Annotated in this window: 24 protein-coding genes; 14 read left to right on the forward strand and 10 right to left on the reverse strand. The window is 45.8% G+C overall.

Features of this window, described 5'->3' with window-relative positions:
* Positions 1-16: 16 nt before the first annotated feature.
* Complete coding sequence (gene udk, locus AC5YB1_RS12450; protein ID WP_494519445.1) at positions 17-652, reverse strand: uridine kinase; 636 nt, start codon at positions 650-652, stop codon at positions 17-19.
* Between the two features lie 11 nt (positions 653-663).
* Entirely contained in the window at positions 664-1776 is a 1113-nt protein-coding gene (gene apbC, locus AC5YB1_RS12455) for an iron-sulfur cluster carrier protein ApbC (protein ID WP_494519446.1), read from the reverse strand.
* 158 nt (positions 1777-1934) lie between these two features.
* On the opposite strand from apbC, the gene metG reads away from it, so the two are divergent.
* A complete protein-coding gene (gene metG / locus AC5YB1_RS12460; RefSeq protein WP_494519447.1) occupies positions 1935-3956 on the forward strand; it encodes a methionine--tRNA ligase in 2022 nt (673 codons plus the stop codon).
* 128 nt (positions 3957-4084) lie between these two features.
* Here metG and AC5YB1_RS12465 read toward each other — a convergent pair whose 3' ends face one another.
* A complete protein-coding gene (locus AC5YB1_RS12465; RefSeq protein ID WP_475516504.1) occupies positions 4085-4837 on the reverse strand; it encodes a Nif3-like dinuclear metal center hexameric protein in 753 nt (250 codons plus the stop codon).
* 228 nt (positions 4838-5065) lie between these two features.
* On the opposite strand from AC5YB1_RS12465, the gene AC5YB1_RS12470 reads away from it, so the two are divergent.
* Complete coding sequence (locus tag AC5YB1_RS12470) at positions 5066-5407, forward strand: hypothetical protein (protein WP_494519448.1); 342 nt, start codon at positions 5066-5068, stop codon at positions 5405-5407.
* 83 nt (positions 5408-5490) lie between these two features.
* Here the strand turns inward: AC5YB1_RS12470 and AC5YB1_RS12475 are convergent, their stop codons facing one another.
* Positions 5491-5982 carry an outer membrane lipoprotein gene (locus AC5YB1_RS12475; RefSeq protein WP_494519449.1) on the reverse strand — a complete coding sequence of 164 codons (492 nt, stop codon included), beginning with the start codon at positions 5980-5982 and terminating at the stop codon, positions 5491-5493.
* Positions 5983-6034: 52 nt separating this feature from the next.
* On the opposite strand from AC5YB1_RS12475, the gene aat reads away from it, so the two are divergent.
* The 3 genes from aat (at position 6035) to infA (ending at position 7790) form a co-directional block, all read left to right on the forward strand.
* On the forward strand, positions 6035-6745 hold the full coding sequence (gene aat, locus AC5YB1_RS12480) for a leucyl/phenylalanyl-tRNA--protein transferase (RefSeq protein WP_494519450.1): 711 nt from the start codon (positions 6035-6037) through the stop codon (positions 6743-6745).
* Positions 6735-7457, forward strand: a complete 723-nt coding sequence (locus AC5YB1_RS12485) for an arginyltransferase (RefSeq protein WP_494519451.1) — start codon at positions 6735-6737, stop codon at positions 7455-7457. The genes aat and AC5YB1_RS12485 overlap by 11 nt, the downstream gene beginning before the upstream one ends.
* A 114-nt stretch (positions 7458-7571) precedes the next feature.
* Entirely contained in the window at positions 7572-7790 is a 219-nt protein-coding gene (infA, locus tag AC5YB1_RS12490) for a translation initiation factor IF-1 (RefSeq protein WP_005500725.1), read from the forward strand.
* A 184-nt stretch (positions 7791-7974) separates the two neighbouring features.
* Here the strand turns inward: infA and clpA are convergent, their stop codons facing one another.
* Both clpA and clpS read right to left on the reverse strand, forming a co-directional pair.
* Positions 7975-10230, reverse strand: a complete 2256-nt coding sequence (gene clpA / locus AC5YB1_RS12495) for an ATP-dependent Clp protease ATP-binding subunit ClpA (RefSeq protein ID WP_494519452.1) — start codon at positions 10228-10230, stop codon at positions 7975-7977.
* A 34-nt stretch (positions 10231-10264) separates the two neighbouring features.
* Complete coding sequence (clpS, locus tag AC5YB1_RS12500; protein ID WP_494519453.1) at positions 10265-10573, reverse strand: ATP-dependent Clp protease adapter ClpS; 309 nt, start codon at positions 10571-10573, stop codon at positions 10265-10267.
* Positions 10574-10817: 244 nt separating this feature from the next.
* Between clpS and cspD the strand changes: the two genes are divergently transcribed.
* Positions 10818-11024, forward strand: a complete 207-nt coding sequence (gene cspD, locus AC5YB1_RS12505) for a cold shock domain-containing protein CspD (protein WP_028764803.1) — start codon at positions 10818-10820, stop codon at positions 11022-11024.
* A 110-nt stretch (positions 11025-11134) separates the two neighbouring features.
* On the opposite strand, the gene AC5YB1_RS12510 is transcribed toward cspD, so the two are convergent.
* Positions 11135-13354 (reverse strand): NADP-dependent isocitrate dehydrogenase, encoded by a 2220-nt coding sequence (locus tag AC5YB1_RS12510; RefSeq protein WP_494519454.1) that lies wholly within the window; start codon positions 13352-13354, stop codon positions 11135-11137.
* A gap of 430 nt (positions 13355-13784) precedes the next feature.
* Here AC5YB1_RS12510 and AC5YB1_RS12515 point away from each other — a divergent pair, with 430 nt between their 5' ends.
* From AC5YB1_RS12515 to AC5YB1_RS12540, 6 genes are all read left to right on the forward strand, one after another.
* Positions 13785-14399 carry an rRNA large subunit pseudouridine synthase E gene (locus tag AC5YB1_RS12515; RefSeq protein ID WP_494521637.1) on the forward strand — a complete coding sequence of 205 codons (615 nt, stop codon included), beginning with the start codon at positions 13785-13787 and terminating at the stop codon, positions 14397-14399.
* 34 nt (positions 14400-14433) lie between these two features.
* Positions 14434-14883, forward strand: coding sequence for an NUDIX hydrolase (locus tag AC5YB1_RS12520; RefSeq protein WP_494519455.1), 450 nt, complete (start codon positions 14434-14436; stop codon positions 14881-14883).
* 179 nt (positions 14884-15062) lie between these two features.
* On the forward strand, positions 15063-16178 hold the full coding sequence (gene mnmA, locus AC5YB1_RS12525; RefSeq protein WP_494519456.1) for a tRNA 2-thiouridine(34) synthase MnmA: 1116 nt from the start codon (positions 15063-15065) through the stop codon (positions 16176-16178).
* Positions 16179-16181: 3 nt separating this feature from the next.
* On the forward strand, positions 16182-16799 hold the full coding sequence (gene hflD, locus AC5YB1_RS12530; RefSeq protein WP_119978965.1) for a high frequency lysogenization protein HflD: 618 nt from the start codon (positions 16182-16184) through the stop codon (positions 16797-16799).
* Between the two features lie 32 nt (positions 16800-16831).
* Positions 16832-18202 (forward strand): adenylosuccinate lyase, encoded by a 1371-nt coding sequence (purB, locus tag AC5YB1_RS12535; RefSeq protein ID WP_494519457.1) that lies wholly within the window; start codon positions 16832-16834, stop codon positions 18200-18202.
* 151 nt (positions 18203-18353) lie between these two features.
* Positions 18354-19481 (forward strand): ribosomal protein uL16 3-hydroxylase, encoded by a 1128-nt coding sequence (locus tag AC5YB1_RS12540; protein WP_494519458.1) that lies wholly within the window; start codon positions 18354-18356, stop codon positions 19479-19481.
* Between the two features lie 91 nt (positions 19482-19572).
* Here AC5YB1_RS12540 and AC5YB1_RS12545 read toward each other — a convergent pair whose 3' ends face one another.
* Positions 19573-20022 carry a DUF4826 family protein gene (locus tag AC5YB1_RS12545; RefSeq protein ID WP_494519459.1) on the reverse strand — a complete coding sequence of 150 codons (450 nt, stop codon included), beginning with the start codon at positions 20020-20022 and terminating at the stop codon, positions 19573-19575.
* A gap of 321 nt (positions 20023-20343) precedes the next feature.
* Here AC5YB1_RS12545 and AC5YB1_RS12550 point away from each other — a divergent pair, with 321 nt between their 5' ends.
* Both AC5YB1_RS12550 and AC5YB1_RS12555 read left to right on the forward strand, forming a co-directional pair.
* Positions 20344-21381: a Glu/Leu/Phe/Val dehydrogenase dimerization domain-containing protein gene (locus tag AC5YB1_RS12550; RefSeq protein ID WP_494519460.1), complete on the forward strand. Its 1038-nt coding sequence runs from the start codon at positions 20344-20346 to the stop codon at positions 21379-21381.
* Positions 21382-21677: 296 nt separating this feature from the next.
* Complete coding sequence (locus AC5YB1_RS12555; RefSeq protein WP_494519461.1) at positions 21678-22022, forward strand: hypothetical protein; 345 nt, start codon at positions 21678-21680, stop codon at positions 22020-22022.
* Between the two features lie 45 nt (positions 22023-22067).
* On the opposite strand, the gene AC5YB1_RS12560 is transcribed toward AC5YB1_RS12555, so the two are convergent.
* Positions 22068-22499 carry a PliI family lysozyme inhibitor of I-type lysozyme gene (locus tag AC5YB1_RS12560; protein ID WP_494519462.1) on the reverse strand — a complete coding sequence of 144 codons (432 nt, stop codon included), beginning with the start codon at positions 22497-22499 and terminating at the stop codon, positions 22068-22070.
* Positions 22500-22568: 69 nt separating this feature from the next.
* Complete coding sequence (locus tag AC5YB1_RS12565) at positions 22569-22985, reverse strand: MarR family winged helix-turn-helix transcriptional regulator (RefSeq protein ID WP_494519463.1); 417 nt, start codon at positions 22983-22985, stop codon at positions 22569-22571.
* Positions 22986-23057: the final 72 nt, after the last annotated feature.

Genomic DNA, 23057 nt, shown 5'->3' on the forward strand with positions numbered 1-23057 from the left:
TCCTACATTAATCTTATTATTTTACTAACAGGTGTTGGATTCTGGTTTTCAATATATCGGTGGCGATACGATTTTTACCGCCTCGAGGCACAATAATATCAGCGTATTGCTTCGACGGATCAATAAATTGCAAAAACATCGGCCTTACCGTTTGAGTGTATTGTTGCATCACAGATTCCATCGTACGCCCGCGCTCTGCAACATCACGGCTTAAACGGCGCATGAAGCAGATATCGAGCGGGGTGTCCATAAACACACTGGCATCCATTTTTTCACGCAATGTGGGATCGGTTAACAGTAATATGCCTTCAAGAATGATCACCTTTTTGGGCGTCATAGTGATGGTCTCAGCCATACGCGTGTGTTCGGTATAACTGTATTTAGGAATATCAACCGCTTGGCCATTTTTAAGCGCTTCAAGGTGTTCACACAATAAAGGGTGATCGAGCGCCTTGGGGTGATCATAATTAGTTAATACCCGCTGCTCCATCGACAGATGGCTCTGGTCTTTGTAATAAGCATCTTCGGCTATCACACCTATTTGATCTGTGCCTAAATCACGGCATAGCTCTTCATAAATGGTCTTAGCGATTAGGCTTTTACCCGACGCTGACGCACCAGCGATACCAATAATGACACATTGCGAATTCATGCTTTTAAACCTTACTCATCATCTGAAATTGAAATTGAAACAACACTCTGCGTTTGGGTTAACGCAAGTTGTGCCCCGACTTTACGGGCAATCGCTAGGTACAGCTGCGCCACTTGTCCTTCACTATCGGCCACTACGGTCGGCACACCATTATCAACATCTTCACGAATATTGAGTTTTAGCGGTAACTGGCCCAGTAATGGCACATTGTAACGCTGCGCCATTTTAGCGCCGCCATCTTGCCCAAAAGGATGCTCTTTATGGCCACATTCGCTGCACATATGGAAGCTCATGTTTTCCACAATACCCAATACTGGAATATTGACTTTTTGGAACATGCTGACGCCTTTCTTCGCATCGGCAAGCGCAATATCTTGTGGCGTTGTCACGATAACCGCACCGCTTACCGGTACTTTTTGCGACAAGGTCAATTGAATATCACCGGTGCCTGGTGGCATATCAATCACCAGATAATCAAGCTCAGGCCATAAGGTTTCATTGAGCAGCTGGGCTAATGCGCCAGCAGCCATAGGGCCACGCCACACTGCGGCTTCATCGCCGCCTAACATAAACCCTATTGATTGAGCTGCGATGCCATGGGCACTCGCCGCCGTCATCATCTTGCCATCGGGTGACACCGGATTAAAATCGGGCACACCGAGCATAATGGGGATGGATGGGCCGTAAATATCGGCATCGAGAATGCCGACTTTGGCGCCTTCGGCAGCAAGTGCCAATGCGAGGTTAACGGCCGTAGTTGATTTACCCACGCCGCCCTTACCTGAGGCAACGGCAATGACTTGCTTAACGTTTGGCAATGGCGCTACAGCACCAGATGCAATCGTTGCAGGTTGGAAATCGATTTCACATTCTACTTCATCGATGGCATCGAGTACCGCTAACTTATTGGTAATGGCCATGACCGTATCGCGATACTGACTCTGACACGGATAGGGGTAACACAAGCCCAACAATAGGCGTTTACCTTCGATGTCAAGTTTAGTCACACACCCTGCGGTCACTAAACCTTGCTGTAAATTGGGATCTTGATATGCATCTAAAATGGCCAATACTGGCGCGAGAAGATCATCGCTAAGATGATAATGATGAGAAGCTGAAGACAAAACGACTACCCCCTAAAATTAATTTGGCTAAGTGTATCAGAAAATCTGACAATATTCGGATAGATTTAGCTCAGTTAAAGCAGCTTTTGGTGAAACTTAGGTGATGATCGGTTAGTATCTATGCCATTCTTTTGGGCACTTACTGATTTTGAGACAAGATGGCAACTTCACAACGTAAAATTCTCGTGACCAGCGCACTTCCGTACGCTAACGGACCTATCCATTTAGGCCACATGCTGGAATATATTCAAACCGATATTTGGGCACGCTTCCAAAAGCTGCGTGGTCACGAATGTCACTATATTTGTGCCGATGATGCCCACGGCACTCCGATTATGTTGAAGGCGCAGCAATTAGGGTTAGCTCCTGAAGAGATGATTGCTCAGGTGCAAAAAGAGCATGAGCAAGATTTTGCCGACTTTAATATCGCATTTGATAATTTTCACAGCACACATAGCGATGAAAACCGCGCATTAGCCAGCGATATTTACCTTAAACTGCGCGATGGGGGTTACATCAAGTCGCGCACTATTTCGCAGCTTTTCGATCCTGAAAAATCGATGTTCCTACCCGACCGTTTTGTGAAAGGCACTTGCCCTAAATGTAAATCTGTCGATCAATACGGTGATAACTGCGACAGCTGTGGTGCTACTTATAGCCCGACCGATTTAATCGACCCTAAATCGGCGGTATCGGGTGCGACCCCAGTAATGAAAGACAGTGAGCACTTCTTTTTTGACCTGCCAGCATTTGAAGAGATGTTAAAAGAGTGGACTCGATCCGGTTCTCTACAACAAGAGATGGCCAACAAGCTTGGTGAATGGTTCGACCAAGGTCTGCAACAGTGGGATATCAGCCGTGATGCCCCCTACTTTGGTTTCGAGATCCCCGATGCGCCAGGTAAGTTTTTCTACGTGTGGCTAGATGCGCCTATCGGCTATATGGGTTCATTTAAAAACCTGTGTGACAAACGTGACGACCTTAACTTTGATGATTTCTGGGCTAAAGACTCTACCGCAGAGGTGTATCACTTTATCGGTAAAGATATTGTCTACTTCCACAGCCTATTTTGGCCAGCGATGTTAGAAGGTGCGGGTTACCGTAAACCTAACAGCGTCTATGCTCATGGTTATGTCACAGTCAATGGCGCCAAAATGTCTAAATCAAAGGGCACCTTTATTAAGGCGCGCACCTATTTAGACAACTTGAACCCTGAATACCTACGTTATTACTATGCCGCGAAGCTCAGCAGCCGGATTGATGATTTAGACCTTAACCTAGAAGATTTCGCCCAGCGGGTGAACTCTGATCTTGTGGGTAAATTAGTCAACTTAGCATCACGCACCGCAGGCTTCATTAGCAAACGTTTTGACGGCAAATTAGCCCAAGTGGAAGATCAATCACTCACTGAGCTCTTCTTGGCTAAGCAAGAAACCATTGCCCAGTTCTACGAAACCCGTGAATTTGGCAAAGCGATGCGCGAAATCATGGCGCTGGCAGACATCGCCAATGGCTATGTCGCCGATGCAGCCCCTTGGCAATTGATCAAGCAAGACGATAAACAGCAAGAAGCGCATCAGGTTTGTAGCAATGCATTGAACCTGTTCCGCATCCTAGTGACTTATCTAAAACCCGTGTTACCGCAACTGGCAAAGGATGTTGAAGGCTTCTTGCAGCTCACGCTGACATGGGATGACCTAGGCCGTGACCTCTCTGGGCATGAAATTGCTCCGTTTAAGGCGCTAATGCAACGTGTTGAGATGAAAGATATCGAAGCGATCATCGAAGCATCGACCGAAAATTTGCAGGTGACTGAAGCGCCTAAGAGTCAGCTAGAGCTTGACCCGATTAGCGAAGAGATAAGCTTCGACGATTTTGCTAAGCTTGATTTGCGTATTGCCCGTATCGCAAAAGCGGAACATGTTCCTGAAGCCAACAAATTACTCAAACTGCAACTTGATCTGGGCGGCGAAACCAAGCAAGTGTTCGCTGGCATTAAATCAGCTTATGCCCCCGAAGATCTTGAAGGTAAACTGACCGTAATGGTGGCTAACTTAGCACCGCGTAAGATGCGCTTTGGCATGTCTGAAGGCATGGTGCTAGCGGCAGGTCCAGGTAAAAAAGATTTATGGATCTTAGAGCCTCACGAAGGCGCACAACCTGGCATGCGAGTGAAGTAAATCCACTGTGCTAACCTAGCTACACTCATAAACACATAATAAAAAGGCCGCTTAGCGGCCTTTTTTGTGACTCAAACTCTTGCAACAAGGCTAACTTGCAACCGCGATAATTTGCAGCACGAGTAAAACTACACTGGATTGGTGATATCCACAAAATGATGAGTTAGCTCAAACTCACTGGCCAAATGCTCGCCCAAGGCTTTAATACCAAAACGTTCAGTGGCATGATGGCCCGCGGCAAAATAGTGGATCCCAAGTTCTTGCGCGCTATGATACGTACGCTCAGACACTTCGCCGCTAATAAAGGCATCCATTCCCTGCTCTGCAGCAATATCGATATAATCCTGAGCACCACCACTGCACCACGCTACATGATGAATGGGTTTATCCTTATCCCCCAGATGTAATGGCTGACGCTGTAATACACCGCCAAGCAAGGTAGAAAAGTCATTAACCGACATCGGATTATCCAAACGCCCCTGCCAGACTAAACCTTGGGCAACGCCCTCAATCGACTCTGCATCGACAATGCCCAATGCCCTGCCCAACTCGGCGTTATTCCCCAGCATCGGATGGCCATCAAGTGGTAAGTGATATCCGTATAAATTGATGTCATTTTTTATCAATGCCTTAATGCGTCGATATTTCATGCCCGTTATCACCTCGCTCTCGCCTTTCCAGAAAAAGCCGTGGTGAACCAATATGGCATCCGCATTAAGTTCTATGGCGCGATCGATCAAGGCTTGGCACGCCGTCACGCCAGTCACTATGGTATTGATCTGCGCCTTACCTTCTACCTGTAAGCCATTTGGCGCATAATCTTTATAATTGGATACCTGCAAAAACTCATTAAGGTATCGCGTCAGTTCTAAGCGCGTCATTAAAACTCCTTATCAATTGAATATATGGATAGCCAAAGTCTGGTGAACCCACTATTTGGACATTCTACTTAACAGATTTCGCCTGCCATTATTGCGCTTAGTTTAGCCATATCTGCGCCGCAGTTCATAGAAATCGGTCGAATCTTGGTGAAAATTGGACTTTTTAACCGTTTAAACGATAAAATTACCGCAAACCTTCAATTACACATTAAAAAATAGGTTAAGACTATGTCAAAGTTGACTAAAGAAGAGGTGATTAGCGCGCTGGAATCTGCGCTAAGCAAAACGCAAGGTCATGCGGTTTCTATTGAGCAAAAAGGAAGCTGGTATAAGATCGATGGCGGAAAATCTCTTCGTTTTAGCGAGCTTGAAGCAATGCTAGCAGAGCAAGGCGACAACACTCCGGTGCAAGCTGCTGTAAAAAAAGAAAAAACCAAAACCGTTGCCAAAAAGACAGCGCCAGCTAAAACAGCAAACGCAGCGTCAGACAGTTCAGCCAATGGTATGACCCCTAAAGCGTTATGGCGTGCTAAGTTAGCCGGTAAAGGCCAATTACCACGCGGGTTTTAGTTTTTCTCGCGACCACCAACTCGCGACCATAAACACAAAAAAGGAGCCTTGAGCTCCTTTTTTGTTACCAAGCTTTAACCACCCTACTGGGCAATATCGACTCTCACGCCGCCCTGTAAATAGACAACGCGCACTTCATCATCGACGTTAAACACCATACCGGGATCAAAATCTTGCAACACCATCACCTGCTCGCCATCTTCGAAGGTGATCATCAGCTCAACCAATTTGAGCTGTTGGTAATCATCGCGCTGATAACGATTACCGGCTCTGGCACCAATTAACGCTCCAAGCACAGTGGCAACATCTTGCCCCGAGCCACCACCAAACTGATGCCCAATCACCCCGCCTAATAAGGCTCCGCCAAAGGTCTTCCATCCTTGATTACGATCGCTGATTAACTGGGTTTGGGTAATGTTACGTACCGAATAGACATGGCCATAAACCACTTTCTCTACTGGCACCGCTTTATTGCGCTCATAGCCCGCATTAGCGCAAGGCGATAGCACAACAGGAGACAAGCTGAACAATGCTAAACAAACTATACGAAAGAAGCTCAACTGAGGTTTCAACATAACTGTTTTTCCGCTAACTTATAGAGAGACGCTTACTTAATTTTACTCAATTGTGAACTCACTGTCCTATTTAAATCATGAACTCGTCAAGTTCCCCTCGCCAGAGCACGCATTGACTGACCCCAATGGACTATTGGCCATTGGGGGCGACCTGCAGCCGCAGCGATTACTCAATGCCTATTATGAGGGGATTTTTCCTTGGTTTAACGAAAATGATCCTATTTTATGGTGGTCACCCGATCCTCGCGCAGTATTTGTCCCCGGCAGCATGAAAGTCAGCCGACGCTTAATTCGTGATATCAAAAAGCGTGACTGGCAGTTCAGCGTCAACCTCGCGTTTAAGCAAGTGATCCATTATTGCGCTCAAACCCGAATGGAAAACGAAGGCACCTGGATCACTGCAGACATAGAGCAGGCCTATACTCGCTTACATACTCAAGGTAAAGCTCATTCAATTGAGGTCTGGGATCAGGGCAGCTTGATCGGCGGCTTGTATGGCTTGGCTATCGGCCAAGTCTTTTGTGGCGAGTCGATGTTTCATCTGCAAAGCAATGCTTCCAAGGCGGGTATGATGATGTTACATCAACACCTTTTAGCCCACCAGTTTAAGCTCATCGACGCCCAAGTTGTCAACCCTCACTTGATGTCACTTGGTGCTAAAGCTCTCAAACGCAGTGATTTTATCAACTTATTAACACGCTTTCGGGATGCCGAAGTCGACCCACTTACTTGGCAACCGAGACAGGTGCACCTTGACCTCTAAATCCGATACGATTCAAGTGGGGCTGACCAATACATTTGCCTGCAGTTATTTACCTGAGCGGCAAGAGCAATTAATGGTGCTGCAAGAAGATCGCTTTAATATCGACCTATTTGAGCAACTGCTTGGACTGGGATTTCGCCGCAGTGGCGATACTTTGTATAAACCCCACTGCCCACATTGCTCAGCCTGCATGCCAATTCGCGTTCCAGTTAAATTGTTTTCCCTATCGAGACGGCAAAAACGCACCCTTAAAAATAACCGCGATCTCAGTTGGTCAATCGTCACCACTACCACTGACGAACACTACCAGCTATATCACGATTACATAGCGCAGCGCCACAGCGACGGCCCCATGTACCCGCCTTCGAGGGAGCAATATCATCACTTTATTCATTGCGCTTGGCATCAGCCATTATTGATTGAGCTGCGCCATGAACGCAAGCTGATCGGCGTTGCGGTCACCGATGCCCTGCCCAACAGCCTATCGGCAATTTACAGTTTTTTCTCCCCCGATGAAGATAAACGTTCAATGGGGGCCCTAATGATCTTAATTCAATGCCGCCTGGCGAAGTTAATGAATAAAGAGTTTGTCTATTTAGGTTATCAAATAGATGAATCACGTAAGATGAATTATAAAAAAGCTTACCGACCCTACGAAATATTGACCCCAAGCGGTTGGCAACAAAGTGAGACTTGCCATAAGGAACCATAAAATAGTGGCCCTTTGTTATTTACTAGGATAACGAAGCACCTCTTTACAGCAGAGCGATTTTGCGGCATGATACGCCCGTTTTTAATATTTGAAGGCTAACAGGATAACTGATTAATGGCGAAAGAAGACAACATTGAAATGCAGGGCACTATTCTTGAAACCTTGCCAAATACAATGTTTCGAGTAGAGCTAGAGAATGGTCACGTAGTAACGGCCCATATCTCAGGCAAAATGCGTAAAAACTACATTCGTATTCTTACGGGTGACAAGGTCACAGTTCAGCTGACCCCTTATGATTTGAGCAAAGGGCGCATCGTCTTCCGTTCACGCTAAAGTTAGCTAACGAGTTATTAAAAGCCGGCAAAGCCGGTTTTTTGGTTTACTAGATTTAGTTTCATATTGTAGTTTTTACACAACTAAAGTCAGTGGACTCTGCATTATCTATGCATATTTTACCGAACGATAGATAGCAAAAAGGCTGCAATTGCAGCCTTTTTTAATGGGTGATAAATCCATTTTAGTGGGTCACTTTTTCCAGTCGTTCCACCTCAATAGTCAACTTATCACCATCGACATCTACCCGAGCAGTACCGCCCTTCTCTAGCTGGCCGAATAATATTTCATCGGCAAGTGGTCGCTTGATAAGTTCTGTAACGACACGTGCCATTGGGCGTGCCCCCATCGATTTATCATAACCTTTTTCGGCGAGTAAGGTCCTGGCTTCATCGCTTACTTCCAGTGTGACGGCTTTATCATCTAACTGAGCTTGCAGTTCAACCAAGAACTTATCGACCACTTTGGCGATAACTGTCATATCTAAGTGATTAAACCAGATGATCTCATCTAAGCGGTTTCTAAACTCAGGCGAGAACACACGGTTGATTTCTGACAGTGCATCTTGGCTATGATCTTGCTGTTTAAAGCCGATGGACTTACGCACCGTCTCCTGCACACCGGCGTTGGTGGTCATCACCAAGGTCACATGCCTAAAATCGGCTTTGCGGCCATTGTTATCGGTTAGGGTGCCGTGATCCATCACCTGTAACAGCAAGTTATAGACATCGGGATGCGCTTTTTCTATCTCATCAAGCAAAACTACGCAGTGAGGGTTTTTAATCACAGCATCAGTTAACAAGCCGCCTTGATCATAGCCCACGTATCCTGGAGGCGCACCGATGAGGCGCGATACAGTATGGCTTTCCATATATTCCGACATATCAAAGCGCACTAGGTTAAGCCCTAAACATGCCGCAAGTTGACTGGTCACCTCGGTTTTACCCACCCCGGTCGGGCCAGCAAACAAGAAGCTACCAACAGGTTTACCTTCGCCACTAAGACCACTTCGAGACAGGCGGATAGCAGCACTCAGGGCTTCAATGGCCTTGTCTTGACCAAACACCACCATCTTCAGGTTGCGTTCAAGGTTCTTGAGCATATCCTTGTCTGTGGCCGATACGGACTTCTCAGGGATACGTGCAATTTTAGCGATGATCGCCTCAATCTCACTTTGACCTATGGTTTTTTTACGTTTGCTGGCAGGCAACATCGCCATTCTGGCGCCCGCTTCATCGATCACATCAATGGCTTTATCGGGTAGGTGTCTGTCGTTAATGTGCTTATCAGACAAACGCGCCGCCACACTCAGCGCCGCTAAAGTATAGCGCACCCCATGATGCTCTTCATATTTAGACTTAAGCCCTTGCAAAATCTTAGTGGTTTCTGCCACTGAAGGCTCATTAATATCCACTTTTTGGAAACGTCTAGCCAGCGCGCGATCTTTCTCAAAAATACTCTGATATTCTTGAAACGTGGTTGATCCCATACAACGTAAGTTACCGCTCGAGAGCAGAGGTTTAAGTAAGTTAGAGGCATCCATCACGCCGCCTGACGCGGCGCCGGCACCTATGATGGTATGAATTTCATCGATAAACAAAATCGCATGTTCATCTTGCGTCAGCTCTTTTAGCAATCCTTTGAATCGCTTTTCGAAATCACCACGATATTTTGTGCCCGCCAGCAGCGCGCCTAAATCGAGCGAGTACACCGTCGCATTCGCCATCACCTCTGGCACCTGCTCATTGACGATACGGTAAGCTAACCCTTCAGCAATCGCCGTTTTACCAACGCCCGCCTCGCCAACCAATAACGGGTTATTTTTACGGCGACGACATAGAATCTGAATCGAGCGCTCTATCTCTTCGGTACGCCCAATCAGGGGATCGATATTACCTTTGCGAGCTTCTTCGTTAAGATTGGTGGTAAATTGCGCTAACTTACTGCGCTCTTCTGCTTCTGCATGTTCTGCTGCCTGCTCAGGCTCTTGTGCGCTGTCCATATCATCTCTACCGACCCCATGAGAGATGTAATTAACCACATCTAAGCGGGTAACTTCGCTGTTGCGCAGCAGATAAACGGCTTGTGACTCTTGCTCACTAAAGATGGCCACCAGCACATTGGCACCAGTAACTTCATTGCGACCAGATGATTGCACATGAAACACCGCACGCTGCAGTACGCGCTGAAAACCAAGCGTAGGTTGAGTTTCTCGCTCATCAGCAGGATCGGAGATGACCGGCGTGGTTTGTTCGATGAAGCTAGACACTTCTTCTCTGAGTTTATCGAGGTTGGCGCCACAGGCCAGTAAAGCCTCTTGTGCAGCCGGATTATCGATTAAAGCCAGTAGCAGATGCTCTACGGTCATATATTCGTGACGTGCGTCTCTGGCTTGTTGAAAAGCCAGGTTCAGTGTCACCTCAAGATCTTTATTTAGCATAAGCACCCCCTAAATTAATCACACACTTCGAGATTCAGGCTTTCTCTAATGAACACAGTAACGGATGTTGGTTTTGTCTTGCAAACTGATTTACTTGTGCAACCTTAGTTTCTGCAATACCAAACGGAAAAATGCCACATATTCCCTTACCTTGGTGATGTATCGCTAACATGATATCTGTGGCTTCTTGTTCGTTCTTTTTAAAAAAGAGCTGTAATACCTCAATCACAAAATCCATTGGGGTGTAATCATCATTATTTAAAATCACTTTATACATTGAAGGCGGTGCAATCTCTGCTTCGACACGCTCTTCAATGTGTTCGATATTTCCTGCTTTACCCATCTTTAAATATTAGCCTCTAGTTTTGGCTTCTACCAAATGTTGATATTTTACTTTCAATCACCATAACAGTCATCCGACCAATAACCCAGTCGTTCGCAGTTTTTGCCAAATTGTTACTTTATTGTTAATTTAACCTTGACATCCGCTTTTACTGGTTACATTCTGTTCATTGAGCGGTGAATTCTCCCCGCATCATTAGTTTTACTATCTAACTGGTCAGTAAACAACAGAAGGAAGTGGAAGTATGGCAAACGGAACTGTTAAATGGTTCAACAACGCCAAAGGATTCGGGTTTATCTGCCCTGAAGCTGGTGGTGAAGACGTTTTCGCACACTATTCTACCATCGAAATGGAAGGCTATCGAACTCTAAAAGCAGGCCAACCAGTCCAATTCGAGGTAGAACAAGGGCCAAAAGGGATGCACGCATCGGCGATATCACCGACTAAATAAGCGGTTGATAAAAACAAAAAAGGCAGGAATATCCTGCCTTTTTTATTGGCCAATTTGGGCGACAAAAAGGGAAGCCTACAGGCTTCCCTTCGATCACCACTGTGACCGTCTTAGCTTAATAAACTATTTAAAGTCGCACTTGGGCGCATGGCGGCTTCAGCCTTGGCAGCATCTAAGCGGTAATAGCCGCCTAAATCCACTGGCGCGCCTTGAGCCGCATTTAACTCGGCAACAATTTTAGCTTCGTTGTCGCTTAATGCTTGAGCCAATGGAGTAAAGTAAGCCTTAATTTCAGCATCGTTATCTTGAGTTGCTAACGCCTTAGCCCAATACAGCGCAAGATAGAAATGGCTGCCACGGTTATCTAACTCACCAACACGGCGTGAAGGCGAGCGATTTTCATCTAAGAATTGACCGATAGCAATATCGAGTGCATCGGCTAACACTTGCGCCTTAGGGTTATTGTAGTTCTGGCTTAGGTGCTCTAATGATGCTGCTAATGCCAAAAACTCGCCTAATGAGTCCCAGCGCAGATGACCCTCTTTTTCGACCTGTTGCACATGCTTAGGCGCACTACCGCCCGCGCCCGTCTCAAACAGTCCACCGCCGCTCATAAGCGGTACGATAGATAACATCTTAGCGCTGGTGCCAAGTTCTAAAATGGGGAACAGATCGGTGAGGTAATCACGCAGTACGTTACCCGTCACCGAGATGGTATCTAGGCCAGCTTTAATACGTTTGAGTGAAAAACGGGTCGCTTCAATAGGCGACATAATGTGGATATCAAGCCCATCGGTATCATGTTCAGCAAGATATTTGTTCACCTTAGCAATAAGCTGCGCATCATGGGCACGCTCAGCGTCCAACCAAAATACCGCAGGAGTCGCTGATAAACGGGCACGGTTAACAGCCAGTTTCACCCAATCGCGAATAGGCGCATCTTTAACCTGACACATTCTCCACACATCACCGGCTTCAACTGTATGCGCCAGTAATACATGACCGTCGGTATCAATCACCTTAACCACACCATCGGCTTGGATTTCGAAAGTTTTATCGTGGCTACCATACTCTTCAGCTTTTTGAGCCATCAAGCCAACATTCGGGACACTGCCCATAGTGGTAGGATCGAATGCGCCATGTTCTTTACAAAATTGAATGGTCTCTTGATACACGCCAGCGTAACAACGATCTGGGATCAGCGCCTTGGTATCTTTAAGCTTGCCATCGGGGCCCCACATTTGACCAGATGAACGAATAGCAGCAGGCATAGATGCATCGATAATCACATCACTTGGCACATGTAAGTTAGTAATACCACGATCAGAATCAACCATAGCCAATGCTGGACGCTGGGCATAAATTGCGGCGATATCTGCCTCTATTTCAGCTTGTTTTTCAGCTGGGAGTGTCGCGATTTTGGCATACACATCACCAAAACCGTTATTCACATCAACCCCAATCTCTTCAAACAGCTCACCGTATTTAGCAAACAGCTCTTTGTAGTAAACCTTGACTGCATGACCGAATAAAATTGGATCAGACACTTTCATCATGGTGGCTTTGAGGTGCAATGATAGAAGTACGTCTTCTTCTTTTGCCGCCTCAATTTCACGTTCAAGATAAGTGACCAATGCTTTCTTGTTCATGGTTGACGCATCAACCACTTCACCAGCCTGCAAGGCTAAACCTGACTTAAGAACCTTGTGCGAGCCATCGGCACCTTCAAACACGATATCCACAGAAGTAGCAGCTTCAAGGGTCACCGACTGCTCTGTACCATAAAAATCGCCCCCCTCCATATGGGCAACGTGTGACTTAGAGTCACGGCTCCATGCGCCCATTGAATGAGGATTTTTCTTGGCATAATTTTTGACCGATGTGGGTGCGCGGCGATCTGAGTTGCCTTCACGTAGCACAGGGTTTACGGCACTGCCCTTAATTTTGTCGTAGCGGGTTTTGATGTCGACTTCGGTGTCGTTTTTAGGTTCATCAGGGTAATTAGGTAAAGCGTAGCCTTTATCTTGTAGCTCTTTGATACAGGCTTTTAACTGCGGGATCGAGGCACTGATGTTAGGCAATTTAATGATATTGGCTTCAGGCTTAGTGGCTAATTCACCCAGCTCGGCTAACGCATCGGCTATCTGTTGCTCAGGCGTCAAATAATCAGAGAAGTTAGCAATGATACGGCCAGATAATGAAATATCACGGGTTTCAACACCGACACCCGCCGCAGCGGTAAAGTTTTTAATAATAGGTAGTAGAGATAAGGTGGCTAACGCCGGGGCTTCATCGGTCTCGGTATAGATAATCGTTGGATTGTCGTTCATGTTATGTCCTACGTTTGGGTAAAATAAAGCATTAATGAATCAAGTAACTGTTCTATTACTATTTTCTATCTTTTTATCATATGACGAGCATCAAACTCATCAAGAATGCGCAGATAATCTAGGTGGAGGAGTCAATCTACTTAACCACTTAAACCCCTATGGAGCATGGGCTTTCAAGGCAAGCCAAATCAATGCAACATCACTAGAGCCTATCTCTCAAAAACCACCTACGTTTTGCTATCGATCACATTTTAATGGCCGACATCATAAATCATTCACCGCAATATTCAAATTCCACTAATGGCGAATGCACAGTACAATGTCACGAATCGAATACACTACGCCAGAAGTTTTCCTTGTGAGTTCATCAAAGCCAGTAAAAGCCAAACCTTATTCACGTCGCGGCCAATCAGCGCCATCAAAAACCAAGATGGCAGCGGATAAATCAGCGGCTATCTCTCAATTTAAAAGAGCCAAAAAGCCCAGTAAGCCGCGGGCAGAAAACCCAGTTATCGTGCTGTTTAATAAGCCTTTCGACGTATTGTGCCAGTTTACAGATGAGCAAGGCCGCCAAACCCTCAAAGATTTTATTCCCATAAAAGAGGTCTACGCCGCAGGTCGATTAGATAGAGACAGTGAAGGGCTATTGTTACTGACTAATGACGGCAAACTGCAGGCGAGCATCACCGAGCCTAAAAAGCAAACTTACAAAACCTATTGGGTGCAAGTAGAAGGTGCCCCTACCGCTGAGGCATTACAAGCACTGCGTCAAGGGGTGGAATTAAAAGATGGCTTTACCCTACCCGCTAAGGTTGAAGTTATGACTGCGCCAGATGTCTGGCCTCGGCATCCCCCCATTAGAGAGCGGCAAAACATCCCGACGACTTGGCTCAGTATTGAGATCTGCGAGGGGCGTAATCGGCAAGTCAGGCGCATGACTGCCCATGTAGGCTTCCCGACACTCAGATTAATTCGTTATAAAATAGGCCAATGGAGCCTAGATGGGATTGCTAACGGTGAATATAAAATACTGCCACAAACCTAAACCTAAGTCTGTTGATAGCCACTAAAGGACTGCAATGCATCGCTATAAACCTAATGTCACCGTTGCCTGCATCATAAAGTGCAAGGATAAGTATTTGATGGTCGAAGAGTCTATCGATGGCCAGCTGCGATACAACCAACCGGCTGGCCACCTTGAAGCTCATGAAAGCCTGCTCGAAGCTTGCCAACGAGAGGTACAAGAGGAAACCGGGCTCAATATTACCCCGCAATCTTTAATTGGGGTTTATCAATTGCAGGCAAATCCTGAACTCGCCTTCCTGCGTTTTACCTATTTCTGCCAACTCGATAGCCAACGTACGCCGCATCCACAAGATAGCGCCATCAACCGCGCCTTATGGCTGAGCCTCGCAGAGATCCAAGCCCTTAATCACCAGCTGCGCAGCCCATTAGTGCTCCAATGTATTGAAGATCAGCTACAGGGAAAACAATTTTCGACTGACGTGGTTAATTGTCAGTTTCTCTAGTTAGCTACCACGCATAATGCGTGATAGAATATGCCCCCGCATATACGGCGTTAAGCGTGCGTTGGTGGCTCCTGATCTGTTATTTATCAAGATGCAGTTGAGCGCAACGACACTCGGCAGCAGAGCTGCATTAACTGTGGCGCCGTAGCAACACAATTTTTAAACGGTTTTTAGGATCTATGGCACTAATCGAACCCAATCCAAACGCAAAAAAAGTCATCGTCGGCATGTCTGGTGGTGTTGATTCATCTGTTTCAGCTTATTTGCTGCTTAAACAGGGCTATCAAGTTGAAGGCCTGTTTATGAAAAACTGGGAAGAGGACGATACCGACGAGTATTGCGCCGCCGCCGATGACCTAAAAGATGCACAAGCTGTATGCGATAAGCTGGGTATCACCCTGCATACCGTTAACTTTGCAGCCGAATATTGGGACAATGTTTTTGAGTATTTTTTAGCCGAATATAAAGCTGGCCGTACTCCAAACCCAGATATCATGTGCAATAAAGAGATTAAATTCAAAGCGTTTTTAGAATTCGCCGATGAAATTTTAGACGCCGACTATATCGCCATGGGGCACTATGTGCGCCGCAGCGATGCCTCTGGCCAAAGCCAAATGCTACGTGGTGTCGACAGCAATAAAGATCAAAGCTACTTCCTCTACACCTTAAGCCATGAGCAAATTGCTCGCTCGCTGTTCCCAGTCGGTGAGCTGCAAAAAAGTGAAGTACGCGACATCGCTAAAGAGATGGGGCTTATCACCCATGATAAAAAAGACAGCACTGGCATCTGCTTTATTGGCGAGCGCAAATTTACCGACTTCTTGCAAACCTTCCTACCGGCACAGCCCGGTAAAATCGAGACCGCTGAAGGTGAAGTGATTGGCGAGCACCAAGGCTTGATGTACCACACCTTAGGCCAGCGTAAAGGCTTGGGCATTGGCGGCATGAAAAACAGTGGCGACGACCCTTGGTATGTGGTTGATAAAGATCTCGAGCGTAATGTGTTAATTGTCGGTCAAGGCGGTCAACACCCAAGATTGATGTCGGTTGGCTTCTATGCCGATCAGCTGCATTGGGTTGATAGAAAAGGCCCACAAGATGGTGCCAAGATCACCGTCAAAACCCGCTATCGTCAGCACGACGTCGCTTGCACCCTCACCTATGAAGGTGAAGATCGCATTAAAGTGATTTTTGATGAACCCGTTGCTGCAGTTACCCCAGGTCAGTCGGCCGTATTTTATGACGGTGAAGTCTGCCTCGGCGGCGGTATCATAGATTCGTTAATAAGAGAGTAAAACGTGAGTGAGCCTATTTTCGATCGGACCATGGCTTTTGCCGGCATTTTGCAAGCCATTTCGCTAGTTCAGCGAGTGGCTCGCCATGGTCAAGCAGACAATGACGCCATCGCGGCCAGCCTTAATAGTATTTTGGTCACCAATCCTGACAGTACTAGTGAGGTCTATGCCGATAAAGTGGCTCTCAACCAAGGCTATCAGTTGATCCTCAATCAACTGGGTGATGACAAGCAAAAAGATGTCGAGATCACCCGTTATTTAATCGGCATTTTGGCCCTTGAGCGCAAACTGGCACGCTCATCGAATGCCATGGGCATGCTGGCTGAGCGCATCAATCAGGTGCACCGCCAGCTACACCACTTTTCGATAACAGACGATCAAGTGATTGGTAACTTTGCCGGTATTTATAGCGATATTATCAGTGATTTGGGGCCAAAAATTCAGATCTCCGGCAATCCCGAGTTTCTGAAACAGCCACTGGTTCAGCAAAAAATTCGCGCCCTACTGCTCGCCGCCATTCGCAGCGCAGTATTATGGCGCCAACTGGGAGGCAAGCGCAGACACCTTGTCTTCTCACGTAAAGCAATAGTTGATACAGCAAAGAAAAGCCTCACCCTATAAATAATAAGCTAAGTTCATTAAAGGAGCTTCTAATGGAACTTTCCGCACTAACTGCTATCTCTCCGGTAGACGGTCGTTATGGTAGTAAAACCGCCTCATTACGAGGGATTTTCAGCGAGTACGGCCTGACCAAATACCGTGTTCAAGTCGAAATAAACTGGCTAAAGCTGCTTTCTAGCTGTCCAGAAATTGAAGAAGTTCCACCTTTTAGCGAAGCGGCATTAGCACTGCTCGATCAAATCAAAGATAACTTCAGTGAAGAGGACGCCCTGCGTGTCAAGGCCATTGAAGCCACCACCAACCATGACGTCAAAGCGGTTGAGTACTTTATCAAAGAGAAAATCGCCGATAACGCCGAATTAGTCGCTATCGATGAGTTTGTACACTTTGCCTGTACCTCTGAAGATATTAACAATCTGTCTCATGGTTTAATGTTAACCGATGCTCGCGAGCAGGTGCTTGTACCTTACTGTCAGCAAATCGTTGATAGCATCAAAAAGCTAGCAGCTGAATATCGCTCAGTCCCATTGATGTCACGTACCCACGGTCAACCTGCGTCACCTTCGACTCTGGGGAAAGAGATGGCTAACGTTGCCGTACGTCTTGAACGCCAACTTAAACAAATTCAAGCCGTTGAGATCATGGGTAAAATCAATGGCGCTGTGGGTAACTATAACGCCCACCTATCGGCTTACCCCGAAGTGGATTGGCACACACTGTCACAGCGCTTTGTGACCAGCCTTGGTCTTAACTGGAACCCATACACCACCCAGATTGAGCCACACGATTATATCGCTGAACTGTTCGATGCTGTTGCGCGTTTCAACACGGTACTGATTGACTTTGACCGCGACATTTGGGGTTATATTGCCTTAGGTCACTTTAAGCAAAAAACTATTGCTGGCGAAATTGGTTCATCAACCATGCCGCATAAAGTTAACCCTATCGACTTTGAAAACTCAGAGGGTAACTTAGGTATTGCTAATGCAATTATGCAGCACTTAGCAGCAAAGCTACCGGTATCAAGATGGCAACGTGATCTGACGGACTCTACGGTTCTACGTAACCTAGGTGTCGGCATGGCGCATGCGCTGATTGCTTACCAAGCAACCTTAAAAGGGATCAGCAAGCTTGAAGTTAACGAAACGCACCTGCGTGACGAGCTTAATCAAAACTGGGAAGTACTAGCAGAGCCGGTACAAACCGTGATGCGTCGCTACGGTATCGAAAAGCCATACGAAAAGCTCAAAGAGCTAACCCGTGGTAAACGTATCGATGGCGAGCAACTTGCACAATTTATCGATAATCTCGAGCTACCAGCAGACGTTAAAGTTGAGCTGAAAAAAATGACGCCAGCTAACTACATTGGCCGCGCCGAAGCCTTTGTCGACGAACTAAAGTAAGCGACTAACATTAGCGTTTATAAAGGCGGTAGGCTAATGCTTACCGCCTTTATTGTTTTAAGCCCTTTCGATGCCAAATAGTCGCTATAATGCACTGTTATTGAATAGGCTTTTTTGACTGACTCCCCCTTCTAACTAAGGTTATCACGCCATGTATACTCTCAATTTTAACCTGCAAGATTTTCTCAACCACTACTGGCAGAAACAACCATTAGTGATTAAAGCTGCCTTTAAAGATTTTAACGATCCTATTTCGGCTGATGAGCTGGCTGGACTGGCCTGTGAAGAGGAGATTGCCTCTCGCATTATTTTAACTAAACCCGATAATTGGGAAATCATCCAAGGCCCTATCGAAGATTACGCCCCCTTTGGCGAAGATAACTGGCAGTTGTTGGTACAGGCAGTTAACCACTGGTATCCAGACGCTCAGCCGTTAGTTGAGGCATTTCGATTCATTCCAGACTGGCGCTTTGATGACTTAATGGTGTCATTTGCTACCCCAGGTGGTGGCGTTGGTCCACATATTGATAATTATGATGTGTTCTTATTGCAGGGTGAAGGCAAGCGCCGCTGGAAAGTGGGCCCGCAAGGCACTTATTCCCCTAGAGGTGGCGATACTCATACGGCACTTATCGATGATTTTGAGCCCATGATTGATGTGGTTCTTGAAGCGGGAGATATGCTCTATATTCCACCTGGTTTTCCGCATCGGGGAGAAACGCTTGAAACCGCACTGAGTTACTCTATCGGTTTTCGTGCCCCGAGCCAGCAAGAGTTAATCAGTGGTATTGCCGATCACCTTATCGACACCAATAGTGGTAATAAACGCTTTACCTCGAACCAAGAGCCTAACAGCCCAGGATTATTGCCCGCAGCACAACAAACTCAAATGCTGGCACTGTTAACCGAACTCTTAACCCAGCCAGAACATTATCAGCAAGTGTTAGGACAACTGCTGAGCCAAAATCGCTTTGAGCTGGATATATGTGATCCCGATGGCCAGCATACTAATGATGAGCTGATCGAAGCCTTACAAGATGGCGCTGAGATCCAGCGCATCGGTGGGCTAAAAGTGATCCGTGTAGAAGATGATAGCCAGGCAAGGTTATTCATTAATGGTGAGATCTATCGATTCGATAACATCGAACTTAGCACCCTTGATGCCCTAGCCAACCAGTTTAGCTTTGATAGTGACACCGCATTAGCCTTATGTAAGCAAACTGCTGTAGCCGATTATTTTATCTGGTTACTGGATCAGGGTTACGCTTATCTCGCCTAGTCGGCACAAATAAGGCCCGATATGCTCGGTACAAAAAAGCCGTTTCCCTTTATTAAGGTAAACGGCTTTTTATCGCTTGGCGTTTAAAACGCTACGCACCTTGCCATAACTTTTCATCATTATGGATCTGATACAGACTCTCAGCACGGGAGATCAATAGCTGAGCAAACTTAGCTTGAGTTGGATCGTTTGTCGCACCGGAATTTTTCAAGTTTTCCGCTTTTAACTGCCATATCATTGAAAAATGCCGAATCGCATCACGCGCAGATGCCGCCACTTTCACATCCACATAATCTGACGGTAAATCGCCTGACATCACCCAAAAAGTTTGTGGCTTAGGTTGCTTAGATTCCATCTTCCACACCGCTAAATAAGGCGCTAAATAGCGACTTTCTGCGGCAATCACTTTACTGGGTATCACCCCTTTTTCGGCTAAAAAACGGTTGGCTTTTTGAAAGTGTTCCCTGATCCATTGCTGGGTAAGCGCTTCTCGCTCTTGGTCACTCAAAGGTTGAGTTTGATCGACTGCTTGTTCCGTCATACTGCTTCCTATTGTTGTTATAATTATGGCGTCATTATCCGCGCATCGACTATCTACACCTACGGGCTAAAACCTATAGCCATAAGCGATAACCAAAAATGTTGTCAGTCATTATCGTCATTTTGATGCAAAAAATAACCACCAAGCTTACGTTAACGTAAAGTGGAAAGCTAAATTGCCACCTATATCACGATAATTACACATCTTTGCTTTGTTGAGAGTATCGCTAAATGTTATCGTTCTGCAATAAATATAACAAGCCGTCGAAGTCGCCTATTTTTGCAGCTCGGCGTTTTAATTCCCAAGTGGAGAACACCTAAAGTGGCAGTATTCAATCATATCTCATTTGACGATCATGAACAGGTCGTATTTTGTCATGACAAAGAAAGTGGCTTACGCGCCATTATTGCAATTCATAACACTAATCTAGGCCCTGCTGTCGGTGGCTGTAGAATGTGGAATTATGAGTCAGACGATGAAGCCCTAACTGACGTTTTGCGTCTATCACGCGGTATGACTTATAAAAATGCATTGGCAGGATTAGCCATGGGTGGCGGTAAAGCGGTTATCATCGCCGATCCAAAAATGGAAAATCGTGAAGCCCTTTTCAGAGCCTTTGGTCGTTGTGTTCACAGCTTAGGCGGCAAATACTACTCGGCTGAAGATGTCGGTGTATCGACAGCCGATATTATGATTGCCCATCAAGAAACGCCTTTTGTGGCTGGTTTAGAAGGCCAAAGTGGCGATCCATCGCCCCACACGGCGTTAGGCACCTATTTAGGCATTAAAGCTGCGGTTAAGCATCAGCGTGGTATCGACAGTCTTAAAGGGCTTAAAATTGCGGTACAAGGCGTTGGACACGTTGGCTATTACCTATGTCGTCATCTGCATCAAGAAGGCGCTGAACTTATCGTTACCGACATTCATCAGTCATCATTGGATAAAGTGGCCACTGAGTTTGGTGCAACGGTTGTGGCTCCACAAGATATCTATCACCAAGATGTTGATGTTTATGCCCCATGCGCCCTTGGCGCAACCATTAACGACACTACTATCCCGTTGTTAAAAGCCAGCATCGTTGCCGGTTGTGCCAATAATCAACTTGCAGAAACTCGTCATGGTGAGAAGTTGAAAGAGTTAGGCATTCTCTATGCACCTGATTATGTCATTAATGCCGGTGGCATCATCAACGTATCGTTTGAGAAAAATTACGATCAGGTACAATCGACCGCTAAAGTAGAAGAGATTTACAACACCCTACTTAAGGTCTTTGAGTTATCTGATGCGCAAAATCGCACCACCGCAGACGTGGCTGACGAACTAGCACGCGCGATTATCAATGGTAATAACATTAGCTAATATATTGTTAATATTAGCAATAGCATAATAAGCATTATCATTAAGCCACCGGCGATATCGGTGGCTTTTTATCGTTTATGTCATCCCACCTTAATAACTGTAATTGAGCTTCGATAGATTTTGACATTGAGAGCCCTTTACGATCATGATCCGCTTATCCCAAATACCTTGCACAAGATTTATCTTTACCAGCAACGAGATAAGCTTTATCCACCGAATATTCACATAAGCGTACTGGAAAATGTCATAGTCCTCTGCTTGAATTAATAGCTCATTATTAGTGTCGGGAGAGCACTATGATCAGTTTCAAATACGACTTTACTCAAGATGTTGTGGAGTTACAGGCCAGCGATTGGTGTGGCCTAGAGCAGGTATTTGTGAACGGTAAGCGTGTGTCTCGCAAGCTTAATTTTGGCCCAAAAAGCGAACACCAAATAAAACTACACGATGGCAACCCCTGTAAATTTCAACTTTTTATTGACCCAAATAGCGAACAGATGATCTGCCGTATCTACAAAAAAAACCGACTCATCACCAGTATCAAGCAAGGAAAGCAGAACTTGTTGCAAAGTCGGCAACTGCTTCACAGCGTAGTCTTTTTAACTGCTCTTTGTTGTGTAGGAGGGTTACTACTTGTATGAAACACACTATTTCGATTTAATATTGATTCGGGGGTGTTGAATCATTTAGCACAATGATAATTGCTCACCATTGACGCACACATATTGACGAGTTTGGTAATCACCACTGCCAACAGTGACCATGGTCACCGACAGTTTTTGCTTCTGAATCCCATTTTCAATCAAGAGTGAATTAAGCACAATACCATCTCGAGTAAATGAAACCGAAGTAACGAAATCTCCTACTTCAAGATTGCGATACAAGGCGACATTTACGCTGCCGATAGAGCGAGGCTCTAACGCACCTTCGGCGACCACCAAGCTATAGCCATTAGCCAAAGAGAATGACTCTGCGTAGGCTGTGGGCATAGAGGTATCTGATGCCTGCGGTTGTGCATCTTGCATTGGCTGAAGTACTGACGTATTACTGTTGGTGCTAACAGAGCATCCAGACATAACAACAACCAACAGGACAATAAGCGGGAATTTGGTACGCATAACCATTATCCTCGATCACTTGATGGGTAAATAGACGTAAAAAAGAGGTGTTCGATTTTAAGTGCACTCTTATGGCAGATGGTTAATTTTATTCAATAAATAAATAAATTGCGTTGACTCTGCCTCGCTTAGACAAGCTAAAAAACGCTCATTTATCCATTCAGCTTCACGGGTCAAATCTTGCTCTAATGCTTTAGCACTGTCGGTAAGAAATATTTGGAATGCACGTCGATTGTCGGCTTCTTGATGACGGGTGATTAAACCTTGTACCTGCAGTTGATCGAGCAGTCGAGTCATAGTGTAATTAGCCACATCGCAACGTTTTGACAATTCAGTCTGAGTAATCCCCTCTTCTTGCCATAAGGCAAACAGCACTGGCCAGAGTTTAATCTCTAGATCATAGCGCTTGAGACGCTCATCAAACGCCTTTTGCAGACTGATATTAAGGTGAGATATCAAGTATCCCAAACTCTCATAATGTTTCAATCAGCACCTCCTGCCTCAATAGCCTTATATTAATATTACCATCTGGCTTTAAAGAAACTAGCTTTAGGTACA

Source organism: Shewanella sp. 433 (genome assembly GCF_059338565.1).

Bases quoted from the DNA above. Each gene is read 5' to 3' on its own strand.
- AC5YB1_RS12515 (WP_494521637.1), top strand. From the start codon at position 13,785: ATGGCAGCGGATAAATCAGCGGCTATCTCTCAATTTAAAAGAGCCAAA.
- AC5YB1_RS12465 (WP_475516504.1), bottom strand. From the start codon at position 4,837: ATGACGCGCTTAGAACTGACGCGATACCTTAATGAGTTTTTGCAGGTA.
- AC5YB1_RS12475 (WP_494519449.1), bottom strand. From the start codon at position 5,982: ATGTTGAAACCTCAGTTGAGCTTCTTTCGTATAGTTTGTTTAGCATTG.
- udk (WP_494519445.1), bottom strand. From the start codon at position 652: ATGAATTCGCAATGTGTCATTATTGGTATCGCTGGTGCGTCAGCGTCG.
- clpA (WP_494519452.1), bottom strand. From the start codon at position 10,230: ATGCTAAATAAAGATCTTGAGGTGACACTGAACCTGGCTTTTCAACAA.
- cspD (WP_028764803.1), top strand. From the start codon at position 10,818: ATGGCAAACGGAACTGTTAAATGGTTCAACAACGCCAAAGGATTCGGG.
- AC5YB1_RS12540 (WP_494519458.1), top strand. From the start codon at position 18,354: ATGTATACTCTCAATTTTAACCTGCAAGATTTTCTCAACCACTACTGG.
- AC5YB1_RS12560 (WP_494519462.1), bottom strand. From the start codon at position 22,499: ATGCGTACCAAATTCCCGCTTATTGTCCTGTTGGTTGTTGTTATGTCT.
- mnmA (WP_494519456.1), top strand. From the start codon at position 15,063: ATGGCACTAATCGAACCCAATCCAAACGCAAAAAAAGTCATCGTCGGC.
- metG (WP_494519447.1), top strand. From the start codon at position 1,935: ATGGCAACTTCACAACGTAAAATTCTCGTGACCAGCGCACTTCCGTAC.
- AC5YB1_RS12520 (WP_494519455.1), top strand. From the start codon at position 14,434: ATGCATCGCTATAAACCTAATGTCACCGTTGCCTGCATCATAAAGTGC.
- AC5YB1_RS12470 (WP_494519448.1), top strand. From the start codon at position 5,066: ATGTCAAAGTTGACTAAAGAAGAGGTGATTAGCGCGCTGGAATCTGCG.
- AC5YB1_RS12510 (WP_494519454.1), bottom strand. From the start codon at position 13,354: ATGAACGACAATCCAACGATTATCTATACCGAGACCGATGAAGCCCCG.
- AC5YB1_RS12545 (WP_494519459.1), bottom strand. From the start codon at position 20,022: ATGACGGAACAAGCAGTCGATCAAACTCAACCTTTGAGTGACCAAGAG.
- AC5YB1_RS12555 (WP_494519461.1), top strand. From the start codon at position 21,678: ATGATCAGTTTCAAATACGACTTTACTCAAGATGTTGTGGAGTTACAG.
- infA (WP_005500725.1), top strand. From the start codon at position 7,572: ATGGCGAAAGAAGACAACATTGAAATGCAGGGCACTATTCTTGAAACC.
- clpS (WP_494519453.1), bottom strand. From the start codon at position 10,573: ATGGGTAAAGCAGGAAATATCGAACACATTGAAGAGCGTGTCGAAGCA.
- purB (WP_494519457.1), top strand. From the start codon at position 16,832: ATGGAACTTTCCGCACTAACTGCTATCTCTCCGGTAGACGGTCGTTAT.